At 45.1% G+C, this 24,541-nt stretch carries 22 protein-coding genes and 1 riboswitch; all 22 genes read right to left on the reverse strand.

Annotated elements, in window-relative coordinates; translation table 11 throughout:
* Positions 1–60: 60 nt before the first annotated feature.
* Positions 61–172, reverse strand: a riboswitch (SAM riboswitch).
* A gap of 131 nt (positions 173–303) precedes the next feature.
* On the reverse strand, positions 304–771 hold the full coding sequence (locus MHI53_RS19675) for a GNAT family N-acetyltransferase (protein WP_061141055.1): 468 nt from the start codon (positions 769–771) through the stop codon (positions 304–306).
* A gap of 474 nt (positions 772–1,245) precedes the next feature.
* Positions 1,246–2,556: an amidohydrolase family protein gene (locus MHI53_RS19680; protein WP_340372033.1), complete on the reverse strand. Its 1,311-nt coding sequence runs from the start codon at positions 2,554–2,556 to the stop codon at positions 1,246–1,248.
* Between the two features lie 137 nt (positions 2,557–2,693).
* On the reverse strand, positions 2,694–3,683 hold the full coding sequence (locus tag MHI53_RS19685) for a zinc-dependent alcohol dehydrogenase family protein (protein ID WP_061140819.1): 990 nt from the start codon (positions 3,681–3,683) through the stop codon (positions 2,694–2,696).
* Positions 3,684–3,777: 94 nt separating this feature from the next.
* The gene (locus MHI53_RS19690; RefSeq protein ID WP_061140820.1) at positions 3,778–4,569 is read right to left on the reverse strand and encodes an ABC transporter ATP-binding protein; all 792 of its coding nucleotides are present in this window, start codon (positions 4,567–4,569) and stop codon (positions 3,778–3,780) included.
* Positions 4,570–4,589: 20 nt separating this feature from the next.
* Positions 4,590–5,591 (reverse strand): iron ABC transporter permease, encoded by a 1,002-nt coding sequence (locus tag MHI53_RS19695; protein ID WP_340372034.1) that lies wholly within the window; start codon positions 5,589–5,591, stop codon positions 4,590–4,592.
* Positions 5,588–6,568, reverse strand: a complete 981-nt coding sequence (locus MHI53_RS19700; protein WP_340372035.1) for an iron ABC transporter permease — start codon at positions 6,566–6,568, stop codon at positions 5,588–5,590. The genes MHI53_RS19695 and MHI53_RS19700 overlap by 4 nt, the downstream gene beginning before the upstream one ends.
* Before the next feature lie 109 nt (positions 6,569–6,677).
* A complete protein-coding gene (locus MHI53_RS19705; protein WP_340372036.1) occupies positions 6,678–7,637 on the reverse strand; it encodes a Fe(3+) dicitrate ABC transporter substrate-binding protein in 960 nt (319 codons plus the stop codon).
* A gap of 259 nt (positions 7,638–7,896) precedes the next feature.
* Entirely contained in the window at positions 7,897–9,198 is a 1,302-nt protein-coding gene (locus MHI53_RS19710; RefSeq protein ID WP_340372037.1) for an MFS transporter, read from the reverse strand.
* A 71-nt stretch (positions 9,199–9,269) separates the two neighbouring features.
* On the reverse strand, positions 9,270–10,523 hold the full coding sequence (gene hisD, locus MHI53_RS19715) for a histidinol dehydrogenase (protein WP_340372038.1): 1,254 nt from the start codon (positions 10,521–10,523) through the stop codon (positions 9,270–9,272).
* Between the two features lie 60 nt (positions 10,524–10,583).
* Positions 10,584–11,858: an ester cyclase gene (locus tag MHI53_RS19720; protein ID WP_340372039.1), complete on the reverse strand. Its 1,275-nt coding sequence runs from the start codon at positions 11,856–11,858 to the stop codon at positions 10,584–10,586.
* A 325-nt stretch (positions 11,859–12,183) separates the two neighbouring features.
* Positions 12,184–13,350 carry an ester cyclase gene (locus tag MHI53_RS19725; RefSeq protein ID WP_340372040.1) on the reverse strand — a complete coding sequence of 389 codons (1,167 nt, stop codon included), beginning with the start codon at positions 13,348–13,350 and terminating at the stop codon, positions 12,184–12,186.
* A gap of 384 nt (positions 13,351–13,734) precedes the next feature.
* A complete protein-coding gene (locus MHI53_RS19730; RefSeq protein WP_340372041.1) occupies positions 13,735–14,931 on the reverse strand; it encodes an ester cyclase in 1,197 nt (398 codons plus the stop codon).
* 15 nt (positions 14,932–14,946) lie between these two features.
* Positions 14,947–15,726, reverse strand: coding sequence for an aldolase/citrate lyase family protein (locus MHI53_RS19735; RefSeq protein WP_061140827.1), 780 nt, complete (start codon positions 15,724–15,726; stop codon positions 14,947–14,949).
* A 16-nt stretch (positions 15,727–15,742) separates the two neighbouring features.
* Complete coding sequence (locus MHI53_RS19740; RefSeq protein WP_061140828.1) at positions 15,743–16,450, reverse strand: alpha/beta hydrolase; 708 nt, start codon at positions 16,448–16,450, stop codon at positions 15,743–15,745.
* A 2-nt stretch (positions 16,451–16,452) separates the two neighbouring features.
* Positions 16,453–17,076: a hypothetical protein gene (locus tag MHI53_RS19745; RefSeq protein ID WP_061140829.1), complete on the reverse strand. Its 624-nt coding sequence runs from the start codon at positions 17,074–17,076 to the stop codon at positions 16,453–16,455.
* Positions 17,077–17,123: 47 nt separating this feature from the next.
* Positions 17,124–18,557 carry an aldehyde dehydrogenase family protein gene (locus MHI53_RS19750; RefSeq protein WP_340373711.1) on the reverse strand — a complete coding sequence of 478 codons (1,434 nt, stop codon included), beginning with the start codon at positions 18,555–18,557 and terminating at the stop codon, positions 17,124–17,126.
* 4 nt (positions 18,558–18,561) lie between these two features.
* A complete protein-coding gene (locus tag MHI53_RS19755) occupies positions 18,562–19,758 on the reverse strand; it encodes an iron-containing alcohol dehydrogenase (protein WP_061140830.1) in 1,197 nt (398 codons plus the stop codon).
* A 35-nt stretch (positions 19,759–19,793) separates the two neighbouring features.
* A complete protein-coding gene (locus tag MHI53_RS19760) occupies positions 19,794–20,573 on the reverse strand; it encodes a glucose 1-dehydrogenase (RefSeq protein WP_340372042.1) in 780 nt (259 codons plus the stop codon).
* 207 nt (positions 20,574–20,780) lie between these two features.
* A complete protein-coding gene (locus MHI53_RS19765) occupies positions 20,781–21,809 on the reverse strand; it encodes a LacI family DNA-binding transcriptional regulator (protein WP_061140832.1) in 1,029 nt (342 codons plus the stop codon).
* A 209-nt stretch (positions 21,810–22,018) separates the two neighbouring features.
* Positions 22,019–22,864 carry an HAD family hydrolase gene (locus MHI53_RS19770; RefSeq protein WP_340372043.1) on the reverse strand — a complete coding sequence of 282 codons (846 nt, stop codon included), beginning with the start codon at positions 22,862–22,864 and terminating at the stop codon, positions 22,019–22,021.
* A 107-nt stretch (positions 22,865–22,971) separates the two neighbouring features.
* On the reverse strand, positions 22,972–24,240 hold the full coding sequence (locus tag MHI53_RS19775) for a PTS ascorbate transporter subunit IIC (protein WP_340372044.1): 1,269 nt from the start codon (positions 24,238–24,240) through the stop codon (positions 22,972–22,974).
* A gap of 31 nt (positions 24,241–24,271) precedes the next feature.
* Entirely contained in the window at positions 24,272–24,538 is a 267-nt protein-coding gene (locus MHI53_RS19780; RefSeq protein WP_133350448.1) for a PTS sugar transporter subunit IIB, read from the reverse strand.
* Between the last annotated feature and the right edge of the window lie 3 nt (positions 24,539–24,541).

A 24,541-nucleotide genomic window follows, 5' to 3' on the forward strand; every position in this document is an offset into this window, starting at 1 on the left:
AGGCCTCTTTTAGAAATAAAAAAGAGTAAACTCTTAATTTAATTATCTAAGAAAAGCTCCTTCTTATCTTTCAAACTTTCGTCCGTTGGAATTAGCACAGTATTTTTACAAAAGTAAAAACCCGCTGCCGAGGTATCATAGGGCCAAGTCCCTCCACATCTCTTGATAAGAAATAACGTTATATTTAATTATGTCCTTCACTATATCTTCAAATCCAGCTAAAGTCAACCACCATTTTCATCATTCAAAAAATTTTGACAGGATAGTTTATTTATTATTTTTTTATTATATCAATATAATTTATTATAAAGATTTCCTCATTCTCCATACAAGATATTTTTCGTTTTCTTCCCTTAGCTTCACCATTCCTGACTTCGTATAGAACCGAACCGCGCGTTGATTATCCGGAGACACCCTTAACTGATATTCGGATACCCCGAACTTCCTGAAAAAGGTTTCTGCATAGCCGACCAATTCCTTGCCAAGCCCCTTACTCCGGTATTCGGGAATAAGATAAAACAGATTCACATAGCCAATTTCAGTACCTTCATATTCCCGAATTTGAAGCTCCATCTGTCCGATCGGCTCCTGATCCCGTTCAATGATCACCTGCCCATCCGGAAATTGGCGCACCCTTTCTTTAATTCTATTCAAATACGATCGCTCATCTCCAAAACCCTCTTCAGACCCAAAACTTACAACATACGAATCCTTCCTGAATGCAACGATTGTTTCCTTATCTTTATCGATATCTATGGTTCTAAATATCAACTTCATCACTCTCTTTCGTTTTGTTGGGATAATAATGACAGGTACTTGCACTCTTTATTGTTAAATAAGAGGACACTTTTCTCCAACTGCTGCAAATCTTCTCTAAAAGAATAAGCTTCTTTTTTCATTCCCTTCATCACTTTACATGTACATGAAGCATGCTGTAAAAATCATGTATACTACACATTAACAACATATTCCATTATAAAATGAATTAAATTGTCGATGCTAGCAAAGATTGTTTAACCAGTTCATCGTTTAACATTAGCTGGCTACTATTGCGGTCAATCGAATATTTCGTCCCAAACCCCATTTAATTCGTCCCACATTCGAATTTACCGACCAAACCCCCGTTTTTTCCGGCCTACATACGAATATTTCGTCCTACACCTCGATTAATTCGGCCGATCCGCCTTTGCATCATTCCATCCATAAAAAAAAGAAGCTGTACGTGCAGCTTCTTTTCATTGTTATTTATCGTGAAAGGGTTCCTTGCAGGCGATTGGCTTCGGCAATGACTTTTTCTTCGTCGATGGTGAGGGAGACGCGGTCTTTGACGACCATTTTGCCATCGATGTATACATCGCATACGTCGTTTCCGCGTGCGGCATAGAGCAAGTGTGAGTAAGCTTCGCTTAGCGGCTGCAGATGTTCTTTGTCGTGAGGGTAAATCGTGATGAAGTCCGCTTTTTTACCTGCTTCGAGTGATCCGGTGTGACTCATGCCGATTGCTTCGGCGCCCATTCTGGTGGCCATGGCCAGTGCGGTTTGGGCTGGGAATTTAGTGGCGTCCTTGTAGATGCCTTTTTGCAGCAAGGCTGCCGTCCTCATTTCCTCGAACATATCGAAGTTGTTATTGGAAGCTACGCCATCTGTTGCCACGCCCACTTTAATGCCTGCATCCAAGAGGCTGACAACATCGGCAATCCCCGATCCGAGCTTTAGGTTACTGATTGGATTGTGGGCAACACGGACGTCATGCTGTTTTAATATCGACCGTTCTTCATCATTGAGAACGACACCATGGGCCATCACGGTCGGCTGGTCGAACAGTCCTAGACGGCGAAGGTGTTCGACAGGACGGGATCCGTACCGCTTTTCGATGTCGAGGATTTCAAAGTCCGTTTCCGATACGTGAATGTGCACCATCAAGTCATTTTCCTTAGCGATCCGGGCACTCTCGGAAATGGCTTCAGGTGTACAGGCATACGGGCTATGCGGTGCGACCATGGTGGTCAGGCGGCCATCGGCAAAATTCTTATACGCTTTCGAGAACTGTTCAGCCCCGGTGAGGTTCGCTTTTTGGTCTTCTTCGGTACCCAAGCTGAAAATCGTGTAGGAGAAGGCTCCGCGCATGCCTGTTTCGCTTATCGTTTCCATGACAGCCCCTGCATCTATTCCATTTGGATTGAACATATCCGAAAAGGTCGTCGTGCCCGATTTCATCATTTCCAAGATGCCAAGCTGTGTGCTTACTGAGGCAATTTCGGTTGTGAACTGGGCCTCGATCGGCCAGATTTTCGTTTCAAGCCATGGCTTGAGCAGCATATCATCCCCGATTCCGCGCAATAGCGTCATCACGATATGTGAATGGGCATTTACAAGACCTGGCATCACCCATTTCCCGCCAAGGTCGATCACTTGATCTGCATCCTTCAATTGCTCTTTTGAATGCGGACCGATAGAGGAGATGGTTTGATCCTGCACAACCATCATGCCATTTTCAAAGATTTGATTTTCCTTATCCATGGTAAAAAAAGTAGCATTCATATATATCGTTTTCATTCGTATCTCCTCCAAAGTCGTATCATTGCTCAACATGTGTCTATTCCGCATTCTACCCTAGCCTCTTACCGGTATTCAAGTAATTCCATATTATCAGGGGCGATTACCTTTTACCTTAGGAAGCTAATTCCATTTAATCAGCTGCTTAAAAACACCTTTCCTCTATTGCTGGAGGAAGTTTCGGCGACAGTAATGGCTTCCTGCACATCCCGAAGGTCATAGTGGGAATGAGGCAGCATGAGTTTCAAGCTATGATCGGCAATGAAGCCGAGCAAGCGGTCAAACGTTTCGTGCCAGGTTTGAACGGACGCCCGCTGGTTCCAATGCCTTAGGTGAAACATCTGAACATGAACTTTTGTCGCTTTAGAAATTTTCGCCCAATTGACGGATTGACCTGATAGCAGACCGATCGTCAGCAGAATGCCAGTAGGCTGAACACAAAAAGCCAGCTCAGAGCCAGCATTGCCGCCCACAGAATCGATGGCCGCATTCGCTCCTCGCCCACTCGTCCATTCCATCACGGCATCGGTCAATGCTGTCCTGGACGTGTCGATTACAAGATCGGCACCGAGTTTGAGCAGTTCAGCGGTGTAGGTATCGTTTCTCGTTACGGCAATCAGCTTGAAGCCAAGGATCTTCGATAGCTGGGTGAAGATACGGCCAATCGCAGATCCGCAGGCATTCACGACCAATACATCATCCGGCTTCAGCGCCAACGATTCTGTGCAAATCAACCAGGCCGTCAACGGATTGATATATAATTGTGCCGCAACATGATCCTCGATCGAATCGGGAATGACGATGGCAAGTTCGGCAGAGGTTCTTACATATTCCTGCCACGTTCCTTCGCCGCGCAAAGGCAAAACACGTTTGCCAATGAGGTCTTTCGAACCAAAAGGACCCACCTCTTCCACAATGCCGACGCCTTCGTAACCTGGGATCGCTGGCAAGGGAATTCGATGGGAATAGGCGCCTCTGATGGGCAGCAGGTCAGACGGGTTAATCGGACGGGTGGTCATCCGAACGAGGACTTCCCCACTTAAAGGTTTTTGTATAGATGTATGTTCCACTTTTATCACGTTTTGCGGATTCCCGAACTCATAGAATTTTGCGCATCTGGCTTCCAATATCGTAAGTCTCCTTCACTATCAAGTTCCATCTATTTTATCATGATGAAAAAAGATCAGGGAGATGGATATCCCCCTGATTGTGCAACACGTTTTATAGATTTTGTGATAAACCAATTGGAATGCATAATGGTGTTTGATCTACAGGATTTTCGATAATACAGCATTCCAGTCTAAAGACGTCCTTAATCATTTCTTTCGTAAACACCGTTCCAGGCGGTCCCTCTTTATAGATTTTCCCCTTCACGATGCTAATCAGATGATCGGCATATTGTGCTGCTTGATTTAAATCGTGCAACACCATGACAATCGTACGTCCATAGGTTTGGTTTAGATCGCGCAGTAATTCCAATACTTCGATTTGGTGTGCTAGATCGAGATACGTTGTCGGCTCATCCAATAGTAAAAGGTCCGTTTCTTGTACCAAGGCCATTGAAATCCACGCTCTTTGCCTTTGCCCTCCAGACAAGGCATCCAAAGTCCGATCAGCGAATTCCGTCATTTTAGTGGCGGATAACGCCCGGTCCACAATGGCCTCATCCTCCAGGGTCTTCCTGGAAAATAACCCCTTATGAGGATGCCTGCCATAATGGCACAGTTCCTTAACGGTTATATCCTCAGGAGCCTCGGGAGCTTGAGGCAGAATGGCCAATTTCCTTGCCACTTCCTTAGAGGATTGAAGGGCGATCGCTTTTCCATCTAAATAGATCGTCCCTTCCTGAGGCATCAATAATCGAGCAAGGGACCGCAGGATGGTGGACTTGCCGCATCCATTGGATCCAATGATTATGCTTATTTTACCTTCCGGGATGTCTAAATCGATATCCTCAATGATTCGATTCGTTCCATAAGAGAGAGAAAGATGCTCTGCTGATAATGTTGTCATAACCGCCAGCCTTCCTTATGTTATTTTCGTTCACGACGTAATAAATATAAAAAATACGGCACGCCAATCACCGCTGTGATAATTCCGGCGGGTATTTCTACTGGCGGGAATAATCCCCTCCCTAGGCTATCGGCGACGAGCAGAAAGATTGAACCAAAGAGAGCTGATGCAGGAAGCAATACCTTGAATTTTGATCCTACTAGTCTTCGGGCAATATGGGGGGCAATCAAACCAATGAACCCGATGGAACCAACTGCAGCTACACATACTCCAATTAAAATGACCGAAACACTAAGCAATATATAGCGCAGGGATTTTGATCTTTCACCGAGACCTGTAGCTATATCGTCGCCAAGACTCAGCACATCCATTTTAGAAGTTAAGGCAATCAATACCGGGACAAGAATAAGGCATGGCAGCAATATGAAGACTTGATCCCATCCTCTTCCCCATAAACTGCCCGTCAACCACAGCAGTGTCGTATTGACATCATCCGGGAATTTGACCATGAAATACTCTATGCCCGCTTGACAAATGGCCCCTAAAGCAATTCCCACCAGAGCGATCGTATTCGGTTGAGCTCCTTTTTTATAAACGAATGTCATCAAAATGGCCGCCATGATCGCCGCTCCTATGAAAGCCGAAAGAGGCAGGATGATGAGGGGTGATTGCGGAAATAAAACGATTACGATAACAGCCGCCAATCCGGCCCCTTTCGTTACCCCGATCACATCGGGAGAAGCCAATGGATTCCGCAGGACTCCCTGCAAGATGGCTCCAGCCGTTGCCAATCCGGCTCCCACTATCACAGCAATTAAAATGCGCGGTATACGATAGTTGTGCAGAATGAATGCCTGGCTTTGCATCCCTTCTCCAAGCAAGTGTTGGATGATATCTAAAGGTGATATATATATGGCCCCTAACCCCAGGCTCACCATCGATAGGACCAACGTAATCATGGTCAGCATCAGGAGAATGGAATTTGGACGCAACCTTGATTTCACTTTCCGTTTTGGTTTCATTGCTTAATATTCCTCCCTCTTCTCGCTAAATAAAGGAAGAACGGCGCACCGATGATGGCTGTTACGATGCCTACCGGCGACTCGAACGGATAGGCGATAAAACGGGCGAGAACATCTGCATATACTAACAATACAGCGCCGAATAAGGCCGAAAAGGGAATGATTCTTCGATAATCCCCACCCACCAGCTTTCTGGCGATATGAGGAACGATCAGTCCAACGAAGCCGACTGGACCTGCGACGGCCACCGAAGAACCGGCCAAAATGATCACCAAGATTCCTGCTAGAATCCGGATTCGTTGAACCTTCTGACCAAGTCCTTGGGCCATATTTTCTCCTAAGACAAGGATGGAAACCGATCGGGAGAACACGGCAGCAATCAATAACCCAGAAAGGGACCAAGGGAGAATCAAATTGACATGCGTCCATGTTTTTCCATTGATCGATCCCACTAGCCAATAGAGCACGTCTTTCGCTTGCTCATTAAAGATGATCATTCCTTGCGTTAAAGAAGATAAAAAAAAGTGAACAGCCATCCCGGCCAATGCCAGTTTTACTTGTGTCATTCCCCCTCCCGAAGCAAAAGAATAGACCAACAGCCCCGCCACTGCTGCCCCAGCAAATGCAAGACAAACAAGAGAGACGGAAGAGAGCGTAGGAAAGAAGACAAAGGCGGACACAATAAAAAATGAGGCTCCGGCATTCACCCCAAAAACTTGCGGCGAGGCTAGTGAATTCCGGGTGATAGCCTGCATGAGGGCACCCGCAACCGCTAAATTTGCACCGACTAAGGCGCCGACCAAGGCGCGCGGCAAGCGAATGGTCCTGATGATCGTTTGTTCCTTGGACGAATCCATCGCAAAAAAGGATTTCATCACCATTGATACATCTATATCGGCTGCACCCACCGTAATGCTGGACAAGACTCCTAACATTAACAAAACCACTCCAGTTACAGCTGTACCGTATACTTTCATTTTATTTTTACCTAAAATTTCCATTTACAACACAACACACTTCCTAACAAAATTTAAAACGACTGGAAAGAGAAGTAAGAATCAGTTCTCTTACTCCTCTTTTATTCCTTTATTTTTCATCAAGCATTTTTAAAGTGTCTTTGGCAATGGCCTCTGCGGATACAACCCCGCGGTATCTTGTCCATAAATCACGATCAACGCTGTAAATATGACCGTTTTTTACAGCCTTCAGGTTTTTCCATAGAGGATTGTCCTTCCACTCATCAGTCAGCAGCTTGCCCTCATTGTTCGCCAACAGCAGGATATCTGGATCAATCTCGACAAGCTGCTCCAGATTCATCTCAGCATGCGGCTGTTCCTGCTGAATGGCATTTTTCAATCCCATCCGTTCAAGCAATTCTCCATCATAGGAAGATGATGTATGAGCCTGGAAGGAAGTATCCCGCACAACGGCTGGCAGAACCGTCATGTTTGTATCGACAGTAAGCTTTTCCTTAAGGTCCTTGATCGTTTTTTCATGTTCGGTTAAACGTTTTTCTGCAGCCTCTTCCTGATTGACTGCCTTTGCAATCGTTTTAAAAGAATCCAGGTTTTCTTGATACGTCGATTCCCGACTTTTCAAGATGATCGTAGGGGCAATCTGTTGCAAATCTTTATAAATTCCTTTATGACGCTCGGCATCTGCAATGATCAAATCCGGCTGTAAAGAACTGATGACCTCTAAATTAGGCTGTTCACGCGTTCCTACAGAGGTATAATCTATTTCTTTCCCTACTAGTTTTGTAATCATCTCTTTTTTGTTATCATCTGATATTCCAATAGGTTCCAATCCCAGAGCATTTAAAGAATCAACGAAAGATAATTCAAGGGTAACGATTTTTTTCGGAGTATGCTTGATTTCCGTTTCTCCCATTTCGTGCTTGACCGTTTTAATGTCTTGATTCTTTGCTGTTTTCTCTGCTTCTGTCGTTTTTTGAGAGGTATTGCATCCTGACAATATCATCATGACCGTGAATAACAGGATGAATATTCCTCCCCCTACTGTTCTTGCTTTCTTCGATTCCCGCATTTTTTGCACCCTTTCTGTTTTAGCAATGAAGTTTTAAATGAAAATGATTATCATTATCTTGTTGTTATGATAAAGTCATGGACTGATACCGTCAACATAAGTACGATTTTGTGAATAAAAAACATTATGGTCATTAAGAAAGCCTTCATGCATTTAATTGCTCATGACATTGATGTGCTTCATGGGAACCGGCTCAAAAATAAAAAAGGCAAACCCCTCCAGGGTTCACCTTTTCATCTTTCATGTATGCGTTATCATTTCAGCGTACACTCATTTTCTTTTCGTCATCATCTCCTATAATAGGATAGATTTGATCGGAAGATTGCCCTTTGGCAGGTTTGACCGTTCCTCTAATCAGAATCGTGGACACGATCGACAAGATGCCAATGATGAGGAAGCCGGTCGTCCTTGAAAACATTTCGATCAGGATCCCGATAAGAACAGGGCCCAAAAACATCCCCCCGGAATAGAGGCTTTGGAACAAGCCCAGTCTCGTGGATTGCTTGATCTCCGGTATGTTTTCGACGGCCCAGGAGGTGACGACCGTAAAGATCAAACCGTATCCAAAGCCTTGAAATGCTTGCAGGAGGAACAGCATTGACAGGCTTTGGGCATAGGGAATCGCGATCACGATCACACCTTGCAACACTGCACCTATGAACGCCGTTTTCACCAACCCGATCTTTTTGTAAAAAAAGCCTCCGCATAATGCTGCCGCTACCCCATATATGATCAGATGCGTGTTGGCCAGCATGCCGATCATCAAGGGATTTGCGCCCAGGTCCGTTGCTACTAGAGGTGTGAACGTATCCCTTGTTGCAATGGTCACCATCAAGGCAACCGTTGCCAAGGCGGAAATGATCCAGATTTTTTTATCGGTAACTTGCTCGATGAGTATTTTCTTATCGTATTTGACCTTCATTTTAATACTTATATCCTTCGTGAAGCAGGTTAATATCAACGCAAGGATCGCTGCGGCAACAGCGACCAAAAAACTATAACGATAGCCATAACTGTTGGCCACCAGCGCACCGGTCGTCGTTCCCAGGATTGAGCCAATCGGCGATGCGACGCTCAATATGGCGACAGCCTTCGCAGCTTCCTTCACGCCATAATAGGAAGCGAACATGACGTTATAAATCACCCAGGTCGAACCTGTCAGTCCGTCCGAAATCTTCCCGAGATACAAGGTTGTTGCATTTGGGATGAAAAAGGCTAACGTCCACAGGACGATCGTGACCAACAACCCCAATTGGATGAACAATCTTCGTTTATGGAACATATCTGAAAGTATCCCTATTGGAAGTCTGGTCAATAAGGCGACAATCCCCGATATTCCGATTATGCTGCCGATAACGACGGAATCGAACCCGAGATCTTTAGCGTAAGAGGAGATAAATGGATCAAATGCCGAAATGGTGACAAAGAACAGTAAGCTAATGATAAAGAATAAAATGGTCTCTTTTCGATTGTTCATTTTATTGGTTCGGTTCATATATTCCACCCTTTCATTCCCCTCCCTTGCCTTCCCTACGTTCGGAAAGGCGCTCTTTTCTCTCATGATGCCCTAGCCCCCCATCCACCTTAAAGGGGGGCTTGAAGCTTTATGGAGCTTGCCTTATATCATTCATTTCACGACATCCTGACCGTGGCCGATAGTTTATGGCCTTCCAATCCTTCAATATGGGATTGGTCTTCTGCATGGGAGGCCAGGAATTGAATGCCTTGGCCTGTAATTTCCTGATGGGTCATCACCTTCACATAGCTTCCTGCCCATAATCCGCCCGTATACCTTGCTGCCTTTTGAGTGGGCAGGGTATGGTTCGTGCCGGAAACCTTGTCCGAAAAGACGACGGAGCTGCCTTCGTCGAGGAACAACGATCCATAATTATATAACCTATCCATCAAATCACGGCTTTTTTCAATATGCAGATGCAAATGCTCTATGGCATAGTCATTGCAAATATCGAGGCCTTCCTGCAGCGATTCCGCCAAAATGATTTCGCCTCTTTTTTCCCATGACTCATGAGCGGGCGATGATGGTGAAAAGGATTTCAAAATCCGTGCGACTTCGGTTTCCGTTTCCTTGCCAACCGCCCGGGAAGTCGTAACGAGAATGGCCCGTGCGTAAGGATCGTGTTCTGCCTGGGCAAGCAGATCAGCCGCGATTTTCGTCGGTGATGCGGAATCATCGGCAAATACCATGACCTCGCTCGGTCCTGCAATAAGGTCAATGCCGACCTTCCCGAATACTTGGCGCTTTGCTTCTGCCACGAAGCGGTTTCCTGGCCCTGCGATGATATCCACTTCGGGAATGGATTCCGTTCCATACGCCATCGCTGCAATCGCCTGGGCACCGCCGATGGCGAAAATGTCTGTCGCACCGGATCGAATCAATCCATATAAAACAGCTGGATGGATGCCGCCTTCATAATTGGCCGGGCTACAGGCAACGATTCTTTTTGCCCCGGCCACCTTTGCCGGGGCAACGACCATGGGCCCTGATGACAATAAAGGGAATCTCCCCCCTGGTACGTAAGCACCTACCTTTTCGATCGGGACGATTCGATGCCCCATTTTGATTCCTTCTCCAAAATCCTTTTCGAATGGTGTCAGACAGCTCAGCTGCGCCTTGGCAAATTCACTGACCCTATCCACGACCCGATCGATGAGGGCTTTCACCTCATCTGGCAGCGTCCTCATGCAGCGATCCAGCTCCTCTTCACTTACCCGGACCGGACGATCGGATTGGCCGAATTTCCTTTCGTATTCCTGTACGGCCGCATCTCCGCCCGCTTTTACATGCTCAATAATGGACTTTACCGTTTGTTCTACATCATTTGAAGAGGTCTGCTCCAACGCTTCCGTTTTCTTCATATATTCCATCTCATTTTCCTCCTATTCGTGTCATTACCTGCTGCAGCACAGCCGCTAAAAACCGATCAATCATGATACGCCGGTAAAGTTCCCATCTTCCACTGTCGCTTCAGCATGTTGTTCGGAATCTTGTTCATTCGGTAAATGGATTTGGCGCAATACTTCCATCCCATCAAACAATAACCATTCCTCGAGGATTTTTTCATTGCGGATTTTATAATGGCTGATTCCAGCAATATCGATGGCTTTTCCGCTAGGCGCTCCAAAGTATCCTGTTCCTTCGTGCATCCCTTGGATTCTCCAGCGCACCGCTACATCCCAGTCACTTTCCGAGCCGCGTTTATTGCACGTCACCCGTTCCACGATCACTTTCCCGTTCGGAACGGAGGCGAACAAACTCATGAACATTCCTTGAATTTCACTCGCTCCAATGACATCCTTATTGCAGACATAATGAACGACGGCATTTTCCTCATAATATTGACGAACGAAGTTAAAGGAGCGCCGTGCCCAGATGCGGTTGAATACAAGCTGCATGAACTCCCCGATCTCGAATTCATCAGATGATGGCGTGAAGACCTTTGGCGGGAGCCCCATTTCCGCTGTCTCATTAAAGCCGAATTGAATCGATGGAGCGAGCTTCAGCGTGCTTTTGGCCATTTTTTTAGCCACCTCGACAGGATCCAGGCCAAGCTGTAAAACAAGATGATAGGTATCCATCACAAGCCACTCTTCGTGAATTTTATTATTCAAGATCAAACAATCGGCGCTTGTTCTGAACATCACTTTCTTTCCGGTGGCCGAGCCGTATAAGCTATCTCCAAGATTCGTCGCAACCGAACGTCCCCGGTGGGAGGTGAAAAATCCTTCTTCATCATTTCCTGACCAGATTACACTCCATCCCAGTCCTTTCCGATCGGGAAACGCATGCAAGGTTTGCAGCGTGCCTGATATGACTTCGTTAACGCCGTGACTATTGATCAGCCCTTTATGAACGGAGACACTTGTGCTATACGTATCGTAAATCAGGCCGATGTCTTTTTCCTTCCAGATTTGACGCGTGATTTTTACGATATAATCGACGATGTTGTTGTATTCCGGGTCAAAACCGTTCATCCGCTGTTTCTTTTGATACATTTCTTCAATATTTATGTAATCGGAGTCATCCTTCGTATCCAGCATATTCACTTCATCAGCATCCGCATAGAAGATGTAGTTGGGCGATCTCTTAATTGGTTGACTCGTTTTCCTTGCTGCCTTTCCTTCTTTTGGAGCCACATTGATTGAACCTGCTTTTTCCTCTTTTACCGCCATTTCGATTGAACCTGAATTTTTTTCTGCCATAGTGGATAACCATCCTTTTTAATAGAGTTATAGCTTCCTTACATTCAACGCAAGATATCTAGACCTTGTAAACGCTTTAAGCTGCTTCGTCTATCTTTTTTTTGCCCACTTTGCAACATTAGGAAAATGTTACATTTGAATACGCATTCAAAATATTGGATATTATCGAATATAAATAATTTTCTAACTAATGTAAATAAAAAAAATCAAAAGGAGAAACCTCCATTACTCTCCCCCTAAAAGTAAAAAGAAGGCTCCTTTTCGCAGGAATATATATGGCGTCTGAATACCGCATCAAATAAGAAAAATCGGGGACATGCAGCAATTAAATGGGTTCATCCTCTGTATCTAAAAAGGTTTGCCTTAATACATCTATTCCATCAAATACGATCCATTCTTCAACGATTTTTTCATTGCGAACCTTCAGATGGGTGATTCCAAGAATTTCGATAGGCTTTCCACTCGGCAAACCAAAAGTGCCAATTCCCTCATGAATGCCTTGCAATCTCCATCTTACAGCCACATCCCACTCTTTATTGCCTTCACCTTGATTGCACGTAACTCTTTCCAAGATTACTTTGGCCGTTGGGAACGATGCAAATAAACTAACAAGCAATCCTTGGATTTTATTGTGGCCGACGATATCTTGATCACAAATGTAATGGACCACTGCATGATCTACGTAAAAATCCTTTACATGATTAAATAATCGCAGTTCCCAAATTTTATTGTACATTTCTAAAACAAAATCGCCAATATCGAAACATTCGTGCTTGTTAGTGTATACTTCTGGCATGAATTGACCTTCCATTGCTTCAGGTCTTCCGAAACTAGACTGTTTTTGAGAGGTGCGTGCCAGTTTTTTAGCAATCTCGACCGGATTATATCCCAATTGTTTAACGATATGAAGATAATCCCTTACAAGCCATTCTTCCACAATTCTGTTAGAATGAACAACACAATCTGCAATCACTCTAAATGTTGCCCTTTTACCTGTCGCTGGTCCAAAGCTCGTCGCCCCTAAATTTGTCCCCATTGACATACTGCGGTGAGATGTATAAAAGGAATCCTGATCATTCCCAGACCATATGACTTGTTCCCCGACTACCTTGCGATCTGGAAAAGAATGCTGCATTTGAATGGAACTTGACAGGACATGATTGATGCCATAATGATTAAGTGATCCCGCATGTAAAATCGATTCATTATGGTAGTGGGAATAGATCAAGCCAAAGCCATTTTCTTCCCAAATGCGGTGGGTGCATTTCACAATATAATCCACAATGTCTACATAGGTTTTATCGAAACCTCTCATGCTTTGTTTCCGTATCGTTTTCTTCGAATATTCGTTATAATCTGCATAGCCTAAACGATTCACTTCTGCATTATCTCCGTAAAAAACCTTGTCATGAAGAACTATATTATTAGGTGTGTTGTTACTATCTAGTGATTCTTTCTTTTCCATCACTTTACTATCATCTACTTTTGTCAATTTTTCACACATCCCCTTACATTTGTTTGGCCCCTGTTTCTTGATTGGCATGAATTTGATTCAAAATATCCATCTCATCAAAAATGATCCATTCTTCTACAAGTTTAATCGCTAGTTTTCAATAGGTTCATAGCTTGGTTGACCAAAGAATGCTCTTCCTTTAACCTTCATTAACGGAACCGCTTTGGGTACAGGTCACCCTTTCAAAATCGGGCGGCAGGATACGAAGCAAAAAAATAGGCCAACATTCACTGGATTCGAGCGTTTTATCGTCAATAAAATGACCGGTAGCGTTATCTCTATAAAAGCTCTTACTTGGTTGAAAGATCGCTGTTCCATGATAAAATCACCCATTTCGAAAGTGCCCGATACACTCTCGGAAGTTTACAGTTCTTTTTGCGGTGATTCTTCCATATCATCTGTGTTCATGTAAATCTGTTTGAGGACATCCAATCCATCAAAGGTCATCCACTCTTCGACTATTTTGCCGCCAATCACGCGCAGCTGAGTGATACCTAGAATATCAACCGGTTTCCAGCTCGGTTGCCCGAAGCAGCCGATTCCTTCATGAAGTCCCTGGAGACGCCATCTTACAGATACATCCCAAGCATCATGATCATCTCCCGGGTTGCAGGTCACACGGTCCATTAAAAACTTAGCGTTCGGGAATGATGCAAACAGGCTTACGAGCATCCCTTGAATCTGATCGTAGCCAATAAGGTCTTTATCGCAAATATAATGTACCACCGCGTGATCCGCGTAATAGTCAGGTAATTGATTAAACAAACGCCACTCCCAAATCTTATTGTACATATCCTGAATGAACTCACCGATTTCGAATTGAGCGGATTTCGGTTCGAACACAGCAGGCATCAATTGACCATTCATCGTCTCGCTTAAGCCATAGCTTTGCTGAAAGGAATTTGCAGTATTTCTTGCCAGGATTTTTGCCATTTCATGAGGGTCCAGGCCTAGCTGTTGAACAATATGAAGATTATCCCTCACTACCCATTCCTCATAAATCCGATTCGAGTGCACGGCACAATCGACAGTGGTCCTGAAGTTCACCCTTTTCCCAGTCGATGGTCCAAATAGCGAGTCCCCTAAATTCGTTGCAGTCGAATTAATTCGATGGGAGGAATAAAAGCCCTCTTTATCGTTACCAGACCAAACAACGTTTCCTCCTATTAATCTCCTGTCTGGAAACGCATGTAAGGTTTGCAAGGTATTGGAGATGACTGCATTCATTCCTTGAAGATTTAAAGACCCACAGTGCATGGTGACATTATTATGGTACGTTTTATAAATGACACCAATGCCTCGTTCTTCCCAAATTTGGTGAGTGATTTTCATGATGAAATCCACTATGTCCAAGTACTGAGGATCAAAACCATCCATGCTTTGCTTTCGATTCAGCTTTTTCCTATACTCATTAAAATCATGAAACCCCAACCTATTAACTTCTTCGCTATTTCCATAATGGATTTTCCCATTATTGGAATTTAGCACCTTCCTTGTTACAGCTGATTGTACTGAATCTTTTTCCTCGTTCACATCGATGGTTTCTGTGGATTTAGTCATGCGATTAACTCCTCTTCAAGATGATTTGATAGGTTGCACTGGTTTGCTAGCCGAGACGACATCATCTAACGCAGAGGTAATCACATTATTCAATATGACCCCAACGTATTGTGCACCTTTGTCAAATGCCCCATTAGCGGCAGCACCATTACCGGCAACCGTCCCAATCGGCACATCCAGCTCCTTCGCTTTTTCGAAAAGTCCATGGATGACCTTTTGCACTTCAGGGTGACTGGCCCCTTCCACGGAATGGCCCATGCTCACGGAGAGGTCCGTCGAGCCGATGAAGGCTAAGTCGATTCCAGGTACTGTGGCAATGGCTTCGAAGTTGCTGGCTGCCGTTTGCGTTTCAATATGCACAATTATCATAACATTTTCATTACTCTCATCTAAATAAGGTTTTCCACTTTCTTTTCCGTAGCGTGCGGGCCTCGTCGAATACGATACCCCCCTATTTCCATATGGCGGGAATTTGGCCCTGCTCACGACATCAAGCGCCTCTTCCTTTGTATTGACCATCGGTACTTGTACACCTTTTGCACCGCGATCCAAGGCCTTTTGAATACTGGAAGGGTCATAGGAAACCCGGACGATCGGGACAAGCCCGCATGAATCCGCCGTACGGATCATACTCTCAAGCTCGGTGGGACTGAAGGCGCCATGCTCATCATCGATTACGACAAAATCAAAGCCGGCATAGCCGATCATTTCGACTAAGGGCGGTGAATGAATGCCTATAAATGCTCCAAGAACCTGTTCGCCTTGCTTTATTTTTTCCTTTACTTCATTCTTCATCATCTTCCCTCACTTTCTACAAAGCGTATTCATTCCATAACCAAGCCCTCAATAAGGCACTTACTTTTTCTGGCTGCTCTAACGTACTTAAATGACCTGAATGATTCACAATTTCCAGTCTCGCTTCCCGGATATTTTCTTGCAGGAATTCAGACATATGGACAGGGCACACGACGTCTTCCTTTCCTGTCAGAATCATGGTCGGACATTCAATGGAGGAAAGAATGGGGCGCTGGTCAGAGCGAGTCATCACGGCTTTTAACTGATTGATATACCCTGCTTTACCGACTTTCTCAGCCATTTCGATAATCGTTGAGACCAATGCTTCATCATTTCTCCGGTCTGGATGGATCAACACCGGCAGCAGGTGGTTGTGTGTAATATCGAGGAATAGACCGTTATCGGCCATTTCGATGAGCCTCTCCCAGCCTGAGATTTGTTCAGGTTGGGGAGGATATGGATTTGTATCGAGCAACGCTAGCTTTAGGACCCGCTCCGGTGCGATTCGCATGATTTCAAGAGAGATGATGCCGCCCAGTGATAACCCCGCAAGGGCAAACCGATCAGGTGCCTCTTTCAATACCGACTTTGCCATGCCCTCGATCGTATCAGCTTTGGACACATCACATACTTTTACATCTGCAAGATCCGATAGTTTCAGCGATTCCCATAAACGTTCATCACAAAGCGTTCCAGGAAGCAGAATGAGCGGTACCTTTTGCATGCTTATTTTTCACCCATTTTCAATTTATCGGCGATTTCCTTTTCAAGTTCTTCGAAGTTATCCGGTTTAATCATTTTTCCTAATTCATTGGCGTGGAAGCCATATTTAGCAGCATCTTTAATCACTTTTGGCGACCAGTAAGGGTCTTTTCCATCAAATACTTGATGTTGTTCAAGCACGGCGAAGATCCAGGCATCTTCTTCACTGATGTTTTCGAAGCCTCTCCATAAACCTGGCGGCAAGGAAATCAAGTCCCACTGCTCGATGATCGTTTCACCATCAATTTCATCCGGTCCTTTTCCCCAGTAAAAACGCCATTTCCCTGAAAGAGGAAGGAAGGATTCAATATAGTCATGCGTATGGTAAGCAGGTCCGTTGCCTTTCTGGGCCTTCACCATTCCGATTTGAAAACCATGCGGCTCCGTAATCTCCGGTGTGAAGTTATCATTTTCACTTGCTGTATCCCCGATTAATGTATAGTTGAGGCGTTGATGTCCTGGAATGATGCTGTCGATGAACATAAGCGGTATTCCTTTTGCTTTCATTTGATCGAAACGGACGATCCAATTGTTTTCCATTTCCTCATTCGTTACCGCTTTTTTCACTTTTGGCTCTTGTACTGTCATTTTAATTTCCCCTTCCATCTTCGTTATTTTTTAAAATTTCAATTTATTCAAAGCGTAAAGACGGCAAGCTTCAATTCCGTCATTTCCTCCACTGAATATTTAACCCCTTCTTTGCCCGTGCCGCTGTTTTTCACACCGCCATATGGCATATGGTCAACCCTGAATGATGGGATATCATTCACGATGACACCGCCCACTTCCAGCCGCTCGACCGCATCGAACGCTTTTGGCATCGAAGTTGTATAAACCCCTGCTTGAAGGCCGTATAAGGAATCATTGACAAGGTCGATGGCTTCATCCCAGGTTTTATAGGCGTTCACTGACACGATTGGCGCAAATACTTCTTGACAGCTTACTTCCTGTGTTGACCTTGCATTTTTGATAATGGTTGGATGAAGGACTGCATCTGTTCTTTGCCCGCCATAAACGATTTCCGTTCCAGCCATTCTAGCCAATTCAATCCACTTTTCCACACGTTCCGCTTCATTGATATGAATTAGTGCGGAAAGGTCTGTATCTTCGGATTCCGGATCGCCCATTTTAAGCTGCTTCGTCTTTTCAGTGAATTTTTGTAAAAATGCTTCATGTAAATCTTCATGAACATAAATTCGCTGGATCGAGATGCATACCTGACCTGAATAAGCAAAGGAACCTTCGACACAACGCGCTGCAACGGCATCCAAGTCATCAGCACTGTCTATGATGACAGCTGAATTGGAACCAAGCTCCAATGTCACTTTTTTCAAACCCGCTTTTTCTTTGATTCCCAAACCGACGTCGACACTTCCTGTAAACGTAACCATTTTAATTCTGGGATCAGTGACCAAAACATCGCCGACGACGCTTCCCTTACCTGTGACGACATTGAGAGCTCCTTTAGGCAAGCCTGCTTCTTCAAAGATTTTCGCGGCCATGATTGCGCTTAACGGCGTTTGTGAAGCTGGCTTTAATATGACTGCGTTACCTGCAGCAAACGCAGGGCCCAGCTTATGTGCCGCTAAATTAAACGGAAAGTTAAAGGGTGTGATCGCCGCAATGACGCCAAGCGGTTCACGCTTCGTATAAGCGAAACGGCCTTTGCCGTTTTTAGCGGCATCCATCGGAATCGTTTCACCATGGATCCGTTTTGCTTCCTCCGCCGCAAACTTATACGTCTCGATCGTGCGGAGGATTTCTCCCCTTGCGGCCTTCAATGGCTTGGCATTCTCTTTAGCGAGTATTAATGCACATTCCTCAAGTCTTTCCTGAAATAGTGCGGCTGCGCGTTCCAAAATGGTTGAACGCTCAAGCGCCGTTAGCTTTCTCATTTCCTTCGCACCACGTTCGGCACATTCGATCGCGTTTAAAACGGTTTCCCTTTCTGCCAAAGGAACTTGTGCGATCACCTTACCGGAGAAAGGAGACCGAAGCTCGTAATGATTGTTTCCTTCCAGCCACTCGCCCCCGATGAATAATTTCTTTCTATTAGAATCTGTACCAATCAACTTAGTTTCCCTCCCTTCCTTTAAAGGCGCTTTGATAGATTCCAAGAATCTTTTGTTCATTTAGCTTATAAGGAGTATTCGATAGCAAGCGATCGATTTTAGCAGCTTGTTCCGCCATCATCGGTAATGAGCCTTCATCGATCCCCAGTTCAGATAACGATGTTGGTAAATCCAGATCCTCCAGAAGCTGATACATGTAATCAACAACTGCCTTCAATGCTTGATGCGGTCGTGATTTGTAATCACCCAGCTGTAAAAAGGTCGCTACTTCAATCATTTCTTCCGTACATGTTTTTCCGATTACTTCGAAAACAAATGGCATTAAGAGAGCATTTGCGACTCCATGCTCAATATGGAATGTTCCGCCTAGCGGATAGGCGAGTGCGTGCACCGCCCCAACCCCCGCATTGGCAAGGGCCACTCCCGCAAGCGAGCTTACCCAGCTCATCCCGATCCGCGCCTCTAAGTCACTTCCATTGTGGACAGCTCCCGTAATGTTCGAAGTGAATAGCTTCATCGCCTTTTCCGAGTAAACCTTCGTGAGCGGTGTCGACTTGATGGCGATATACGATTCAATCGCATGGGTAAACGCATCCACCCCTGATGCCGCGGTCACTCGAGGCGGGCAGGAAATGGTCAGCTCCGGATCGATGATGGCTGCATCAGGAAGGAACACTGGACTTACCAGCCCTCTTTTGACTTGCTGCTCTTCATCGCCGAAAATGGCATTCATCGTCACTTCCGAACCTGTTCCGGAGGTTGTCGGCAGAAGGATGCATTTCACCATTCTCGATTTGATCGTTTCCTCCCCATTTAAATAGGGAGCCAAATTGTCTTTTCCGCATAAAGCGGCTGTTGCTTTGGCGACATCCAGCGCACTTCCCCCGCCAATCCCGATGATCAAGTCGCAATTCTCGGCTTGAAGCGTTTCTACGGCATCCTGCAATAGCTGAAACGTTGGCTCGCCGGCAATATTCGTATACGTGACGGTTGGAATGGAAAGCGGTTCAATCAAATCGACCACTCTTTGGACTACGCCTACCTTTTCAAGCCCTTTGTCACTAACGATCGCCACCTTCCTGGAACCAAGCGTTTCTATTTCTTTCACCAATGTTGCAAATGCCCCGGCACCGAATCGGAAAACGGCAGGCATTCGAAAATCATGGCTCATATGATGCCTATATTGATTAATTGACATGTTTCATCCTCCTTTGAATACGTATTCAAAAAAACTCACCAGACGGTCCACCCGCCATCAATCACCAAGGTTTGGCCCGTCATCATATCCGAACTTCGTGATGCCAGATAGAGCACACCTCCGAATAGGTCTTCCGATTTGGCAAGCCTGCCAAGAGGGATCCTCCCCAATACTTCGCGTCTAAAGGCTTCATCTGCAAACATCGGCTTTGTCATCGGTGTCTCTATGAAAGTCGGGGCTATGGCATTGACATTGATTTGATGGGGCGCCCACTCTATTGCCAGCGCTTTCGTAAGCTGGGTGATTCCCCCTTTGCTGGAGGAATAGGCTGCCCGCTTGTAATAGCCGACAAACGCCATTTGCGAGGACATATTGATGATTTTCCCTTTTTTCTGGTTGATCATATACTTGCCTGCTGCTTGACTCGTGAAGAATACACTCTTTAAATTAATGTCCAACACCTTATCCCAATCTTGTGGTGCTAACTCTTCCGCTGGCTTTGCCACGTTAATTCCTGCGTTATTTATTAAAATGTCGAGCTGACCGAAATGCTTGTAAATTCCGTCCATCATCTGTGCCGTATCTTCCACCTTCGTTAAATCAAAAGGAACGGGTAAAACATTCACACCGATTCGTTCAATTTCATGTGCAGCTTCTTCGAGTTGCTCTTTATTGCGGGCAACTATGGCGATATGGGCCCCGGCCTGCGCAAGGGTTTTGGCCAAATCTTTGCCGATCCCCTTACTTGCGCCGGTTATGATCGCCACTTTACCGTTTAAATGAAATATTTGATTAATGTCCAATCTATCACCCATCTTTATCTCATCGAAGAGATTTTTGTAAATTCCGGAATGAAGCATTTGCCTTTGAATACGTATTCAAAAAATGGGATGCAGTGTTTTAATCGATTACAAACTAAAATATATACAACTTTCCGACTTTTGTAAATAGTTAGATTATTTTTTTACGAAGAAATTTTCAACAAACATACTTGAGGACCACCCCAAAGCCGGTCATGACACTCAGTCTTGTTTTGGGGCGGGTCCCGTTGTACGGCGGATCATCAATTCAGGCTCAAGGAATATTTGGATCGATGCCGCTGCTTCTTCTTCTTTATGTTCAATTAGATATATCAGTTTCTCCAAAGCCGTCAACGACATTTCATCCATTTTTTGCGATATGGTGGTCAGCCCGATGAATTCATTGGAAGCTAGCCTTATATTATCAAACCCGACAACGGACAAATCATCCGGGATTTTCATATCGAGGCTGGAGGCTGCACCTAAAACGGCGAGGGCCATTTGATCGGATGCGGCGATGATTGCTGTCGGCCTGTCTTTTTTCTTCAGCAGTTTTTTCGTGAATGAATAAATTTTATCATAGGAAAATTCACTACTGAAAATCAAATCGTCATCGATTGCATATCCATTGTCCGTAAGCTCTTGTTTATAGCCCATCGTTCGTTCATAAGTCGCTAAGTATTTGGAAGGCCCGGATATTTTCGCAATTTTTTCATGTCCTAATCCCAATAGGTGCTGGACGGCTACCCTCGCCCCTTTATTATTGTCCATGACGATAAAGTTCACATCCTCGATATCCAGGAAGCTATTATATAATAATACCGGAAATCCATTATCATGTAATTTCTTGATTTTTTCAGTATAGTTTTTACTCACACTTGTGAGGATGATTCCGTCCACCCGCTTACCAATCAGCAAATTAATCGCCTGCTCCAGGTTTTCATCTTTATGACCGGTATTGTATACGATTACATCATATTTCAATTGCTGGGCCCTTTCGATGATGACCTCGGCCGTTTCGGCAAAGAACGGATTGGAAATGCTCCCCAATATCAACCCTATCGACTTCGTTCTTTTTTCAACAAGGCTTCGGGCAATTTCATCCCTTGTGAACCCCAGTTCTTCAATGACAGCCAGAACCTTTTCACGGGTATGCTTCTTAATATAGGGATAGTCATTCAACACCCTCGAAACAGTTGACTGTGAAACACCAGCAATTCTTGCCACATCTTCTGTCGTCAATCTTTTCATACTTATAAAATCCTTTCTACGCTTACAAATTGTTATCCTGAAAAACTAAAAACCTAGATATTTTTCAACCTGAACGGTAATCGATTTCCATCTCTTATAATATATCATAATATTACAAATTTTTCTTCCGGTTATGAAATCGGTCCTGGCGTCCTTGAAGCAAAAAAAAAGCCCATCGCTAAAATGGGCACAGATCAAACAAGTATGGGTCATTGAAACTTTCCCTTCAAAAAGCGATACAGGCCATCTTCTCTATAGGAATACTCCGTCACTTCATCTGCCTGTTCTTTGACAAGATCAGTGGCGTTTTTCATGGCAATGCAGCGTCCGGCGAATTTAAAGAGCGGAAGGTCATTTTCACCATCACCCACAGCGAGGATATTTTGGGGCTCCACCTGAAAATGCTTCAGCAATATTTGAACGCCCGTTGCTTTCGAAACGCCCTCCACGGTCACTTCCACATTATGATGGGTCGAGGATGCTGTTGTGAAAGCATGCTCCTTCTTGATCCATTCCAGCTCGGCTATCCATTTCTCCATGGTATGGATGTCATTGCTGAAAAAGTAGATTTTGGCGACGCTGTCAGTATCCATTTGTTCCACCCATTTTATTTTCCCTTCCATTGCCTCCTGTCTTGAGAGCCATTCATTCTCCTCGACTGTAGCAGGCTTTTGCACCATTCCTTGTTTAACCATATAGCCTTTATCTTTTTTTAACGTCATTCGTGCTCCGTCGTTCGGATGCACTTCGTAATACATCTCTTCCGCTCCCGCTTTCGCAACCAATCGCTCCACAAGTTGTGGCGGCAGGGCGTGTTCAATGATCTGATTGCCTTCAATGAATGCGGACATCCCATTCGCGGTCACCATGGCATCGACGAGCATATGAGACGGCACAACGTCCTTCAATTCTTCCAGCGTCCTTCCCGTTGCAATGAACACCAGCTTTCCCCTTTCCCTAAGTTCCCCTATGTACTGGATCAGTGTTTCGTTCACCGTATTGATTTCGTTCAATGTCGTGCCATCCAAATCCAGCACGATTGCTTCAATCGTCATCTACATCACCTCAGAATTGATCATGAAATGCCAACAGCCCACTCTCATATAGATCATAGGCTGCTGGTTTCGTTCCATTATTTTTCTTCATAAATCAGTATAACATGTTAGGATAATCCTAACAGCTTCATCACACTTAGAATCAGGAGACCGACTACGCCGAAGTCGGAATCACCGAATGTCGTTCCTTCAAATCCTACATCCCCTAGGAAGACGAGGAGGATCGCCGGCAGGAAGCTAATGATGATACCGTTGGCAAATGATCCGAGCATCGCCCCGCGCCTGCCGCCTGTGGCATTTCCGAACACACCCGCTGCCGCCCCGGTAAAGAAATGGGGAACGAGTCCCGGAACGATGACCTTCAGTCCGATTACCGGAAGAAGGAACATCGACAATAACCCAGCTATAAAGCTGAATAGGAACCCAATGATCACGGCATTCGGTGCGAATGGAAAGATGGTCGGACAATCCAGCGCAGGTTTTGTGTTTGGCGCGACTTTATCCGCGATCCCCTTGAAGGCTGGGACGATCTCGGCAATCAGCATCCGTACCCCTGCAAGAATGATGTAGACGCCGGCTGCAAATGTGATTGCCTGGATGAAAGAAAATACGATGAAGTTCGAGCCGCCGGATAATTTTGTTTCGATATAATCCTGCCCGGCAAACAATGCGACGATCACGAAGAAAATCGTCATGGTTAGGGAGACAGCGACCGATGTGTCCCTCAAGAATCCCAACGATTTAGGCACTTTGATTTGCTCCGTCGTTCTTTCCTTGTTGCCAAACCATTTTCCGACGGTTGCAGAAACGAAATATCCGATCGTCCCGAAGTGGCCGATGGCAAAATCATCGCTTCCGGTGATTTTCCGCACGTATGGCTGAAGGAGCGCAGGGAACAACACCATGCATGCCCCCAACAGAATGGAACCAACAAAGATGAGCGCAACGCCGTCAAGCCCACCGACCGATAGGGTGACAGCAAGTAAACAAGCCATGAATAAGGTATGGTGTCCCGTCAAGAATATATATTTAAATGGCGTGAAGCGTGCTAGTAAAACATTGACGACCATCCCAAAAACCATGATCAAGGCAGTCGAAGTCCCAAAATCACTTTGTGCCGCGGCAACAATGGCTTCGTTATTCGGGATGACGCCTTGAACATTAAAGGCATGATCGAACATTTGGCTGAATATATCAAGGGCGCCAATGAGTACGGCCGCACCCGCTCCAATGATGATGAAGCCCATAACGGTTTTTAGCGTTCCAGATACAACATCCGCAGTAGCTTTCCGTTGTAACAGCAAGCCGACTAGCGCAAACAGCCCGACCAGTATCGATGGTGTACCCAAGATGTCATTCATGATAAGCTCCAGCATTGCCTCTCCCCCTCTTCTTTATCTTTTCTTCTTATAGATGTGAAGCTAATTTCGATGTAATTTCAGGAATGCTCATCATGTTTTCCAGGGTGACGATCGTACGCGTCCCATCATCCAGCTGACCGACAATATCCGCGGCACCGAGGAATATATCCGCCTGAACCGTTTTGGCCGATGCCAGATCCGTATGATCCACTTCAGCCGCCTTCCCCATTTCCGTCAACGCCTTTTTCACATTCATCTCCATGATGAAGCTGCTGCCCAATCCGTTCCCGCATACTACCATGATTTTTTTCATATC

The sequence above is a fragment of the Peribacillus sp. FSL E2-0218 genome, assembly GCF_037992945.1.
Classification (GTDB): Bacteria; Bacillota; Bacilli; order Bacillales; family DSM-1321; genus Peribacillus; species Peribacillus simplex_B.

What these genes read in the sequence shown, in the direction of transcription:
- MHI53_RS19680 (WP_340372033.1), bottom strand. Translation starts at nt 2,556, where the DNA reads ATGAAAACGATATATATGAATGCTACTTTTTTTACCATGGATAAGGAA.
- MHI53_RS19690 (WP_061140820.1), bottom strand. Translation starts at nt 4,569, where the DNA reads ATGACAACATTATCAGCAGAGCATCTTTCTCTCTCTTATGGAACGAAT.
- MHI53_RS19695 (WP_340372034.1), bottom strand. Translation starts at nt 5,591, where the DNA reads ATGAAACCAAAACGGAAAGTGAAATCAAGGTTGCGTCCAAATTCCATT.
- MHI53_RS19700 (WP_340372035.1), bottom strand. Translation starts at nt 6,568, where the DNA reads ATGAAAGTATACGGTACAGCTGTAACTGGAGTGGTTTTGTTAATGTTA.
- MHI53_RS19705 (WP_340372036.1), bottom strand. Translation starts at nt 7,637, where the DNA reads ATGCGGGAATCGAAGAAAGCAAGAACAGTAGGGGGAGGAATATTCATC.
- MHI53_RS19710 (WP_340372037.1), bottom strand. Translation starts at nt 9,198, where the DNA reads ATGAGAGAAAAGAGCGCCTTTCCGAACGTAGGGAAGGCAAGGGAGGGG.
- hisD (WP_340372038.1), bottom strand. Translation starts at nt 10,523, where the DNA reads ATGGAATATATGAAGAAAACGGAAGCGTTGGAGCAGACCTCTTCAAAT.
- MHI53_RS19720 (WP_340372039.1), bottom strand. Translation starts at nt 11,858, where the DNA reads ATGGCAGAAAAAAATTCAGGTTCAATCGAAATGGCGGTAAAAGAGGAA.
- MHI53_RS19730 (WP_340372041.1), bottom strand. Translation starts at nt 14,931, where the DNA reads ATGACTAAATCCACAGAAACCATCGATGTGAACGAGGAAAAAGATTCA.
- MHI53_RS19735 (WP_061140827.1), bottom strand. Translation starts at nt 15,726, where the DNA reads ATGAAGAATGAAGTAAAGGAAAAAATAAAGCAAGGCGAACAGGTTCTT.
- MHI53_RS19740 (WP_061140828.1), bottom strand. Translation starts at nt 16,450, where the DNA reads ATGCAAAAGGTACCGCTCATTCTGCTTCCTGGAACGCTTTGTGATGAA.
- MHI53_RS19745 (WP_061140829.1), bottom strand. Translation starts at nt 17,076, where the DNA reads ATGACAGTACAAGAGCCAAAAGTGAAAAAAGCGGTAACGAATGAGGAA.
- MHI53_RS19755 (WP_061140830.1), bottom strand. Translation starts at nt 19,758, where the DNA reads ATGTCAATTAATCAATATAGGCATCATATGAGCCATGATTTTCGAATG.
- MHI53_RS19760 (WP_340372042.1), bottom strand. Translation starts at nt 20,573, where the DNA reads ATGGGTGATAGATTGGACATTAATCAAATATTTCATTTAAACGGTAAA.
- MHI53_RS19765 (WP_061140832.1), bottom strand. Translation starts at nt 21,809, where the DNA reads ATGAAAAGATTGACGACAGAAGATGTGGCAAGAATTGCTGGTGTTTCA.
- MHI53_RS19770 (WP_340372043.1), bottom strand. Translation starts at nt 22,864, where the DNA reads ATGACGATTGAAGCAATCGTGCTGGATTTGGATGGCACGACATTGAAC.
- MHI53_RS19775 (WP_340372044.1), bottom strand. Translation starts at nt 24,240, where the DNA reads ATGCTGGAGCTTATCATGAATGACATCTTGGGTACACCATCGATACTG.
- MHI53_RS19780 (WP_133350448.1), bottom strand. Translation starts at nt 24,538, where the DNA reads ATGAAAAAAATCATGGTAGTATGCGGGAACGGATTGGGCAGCAGCTTC.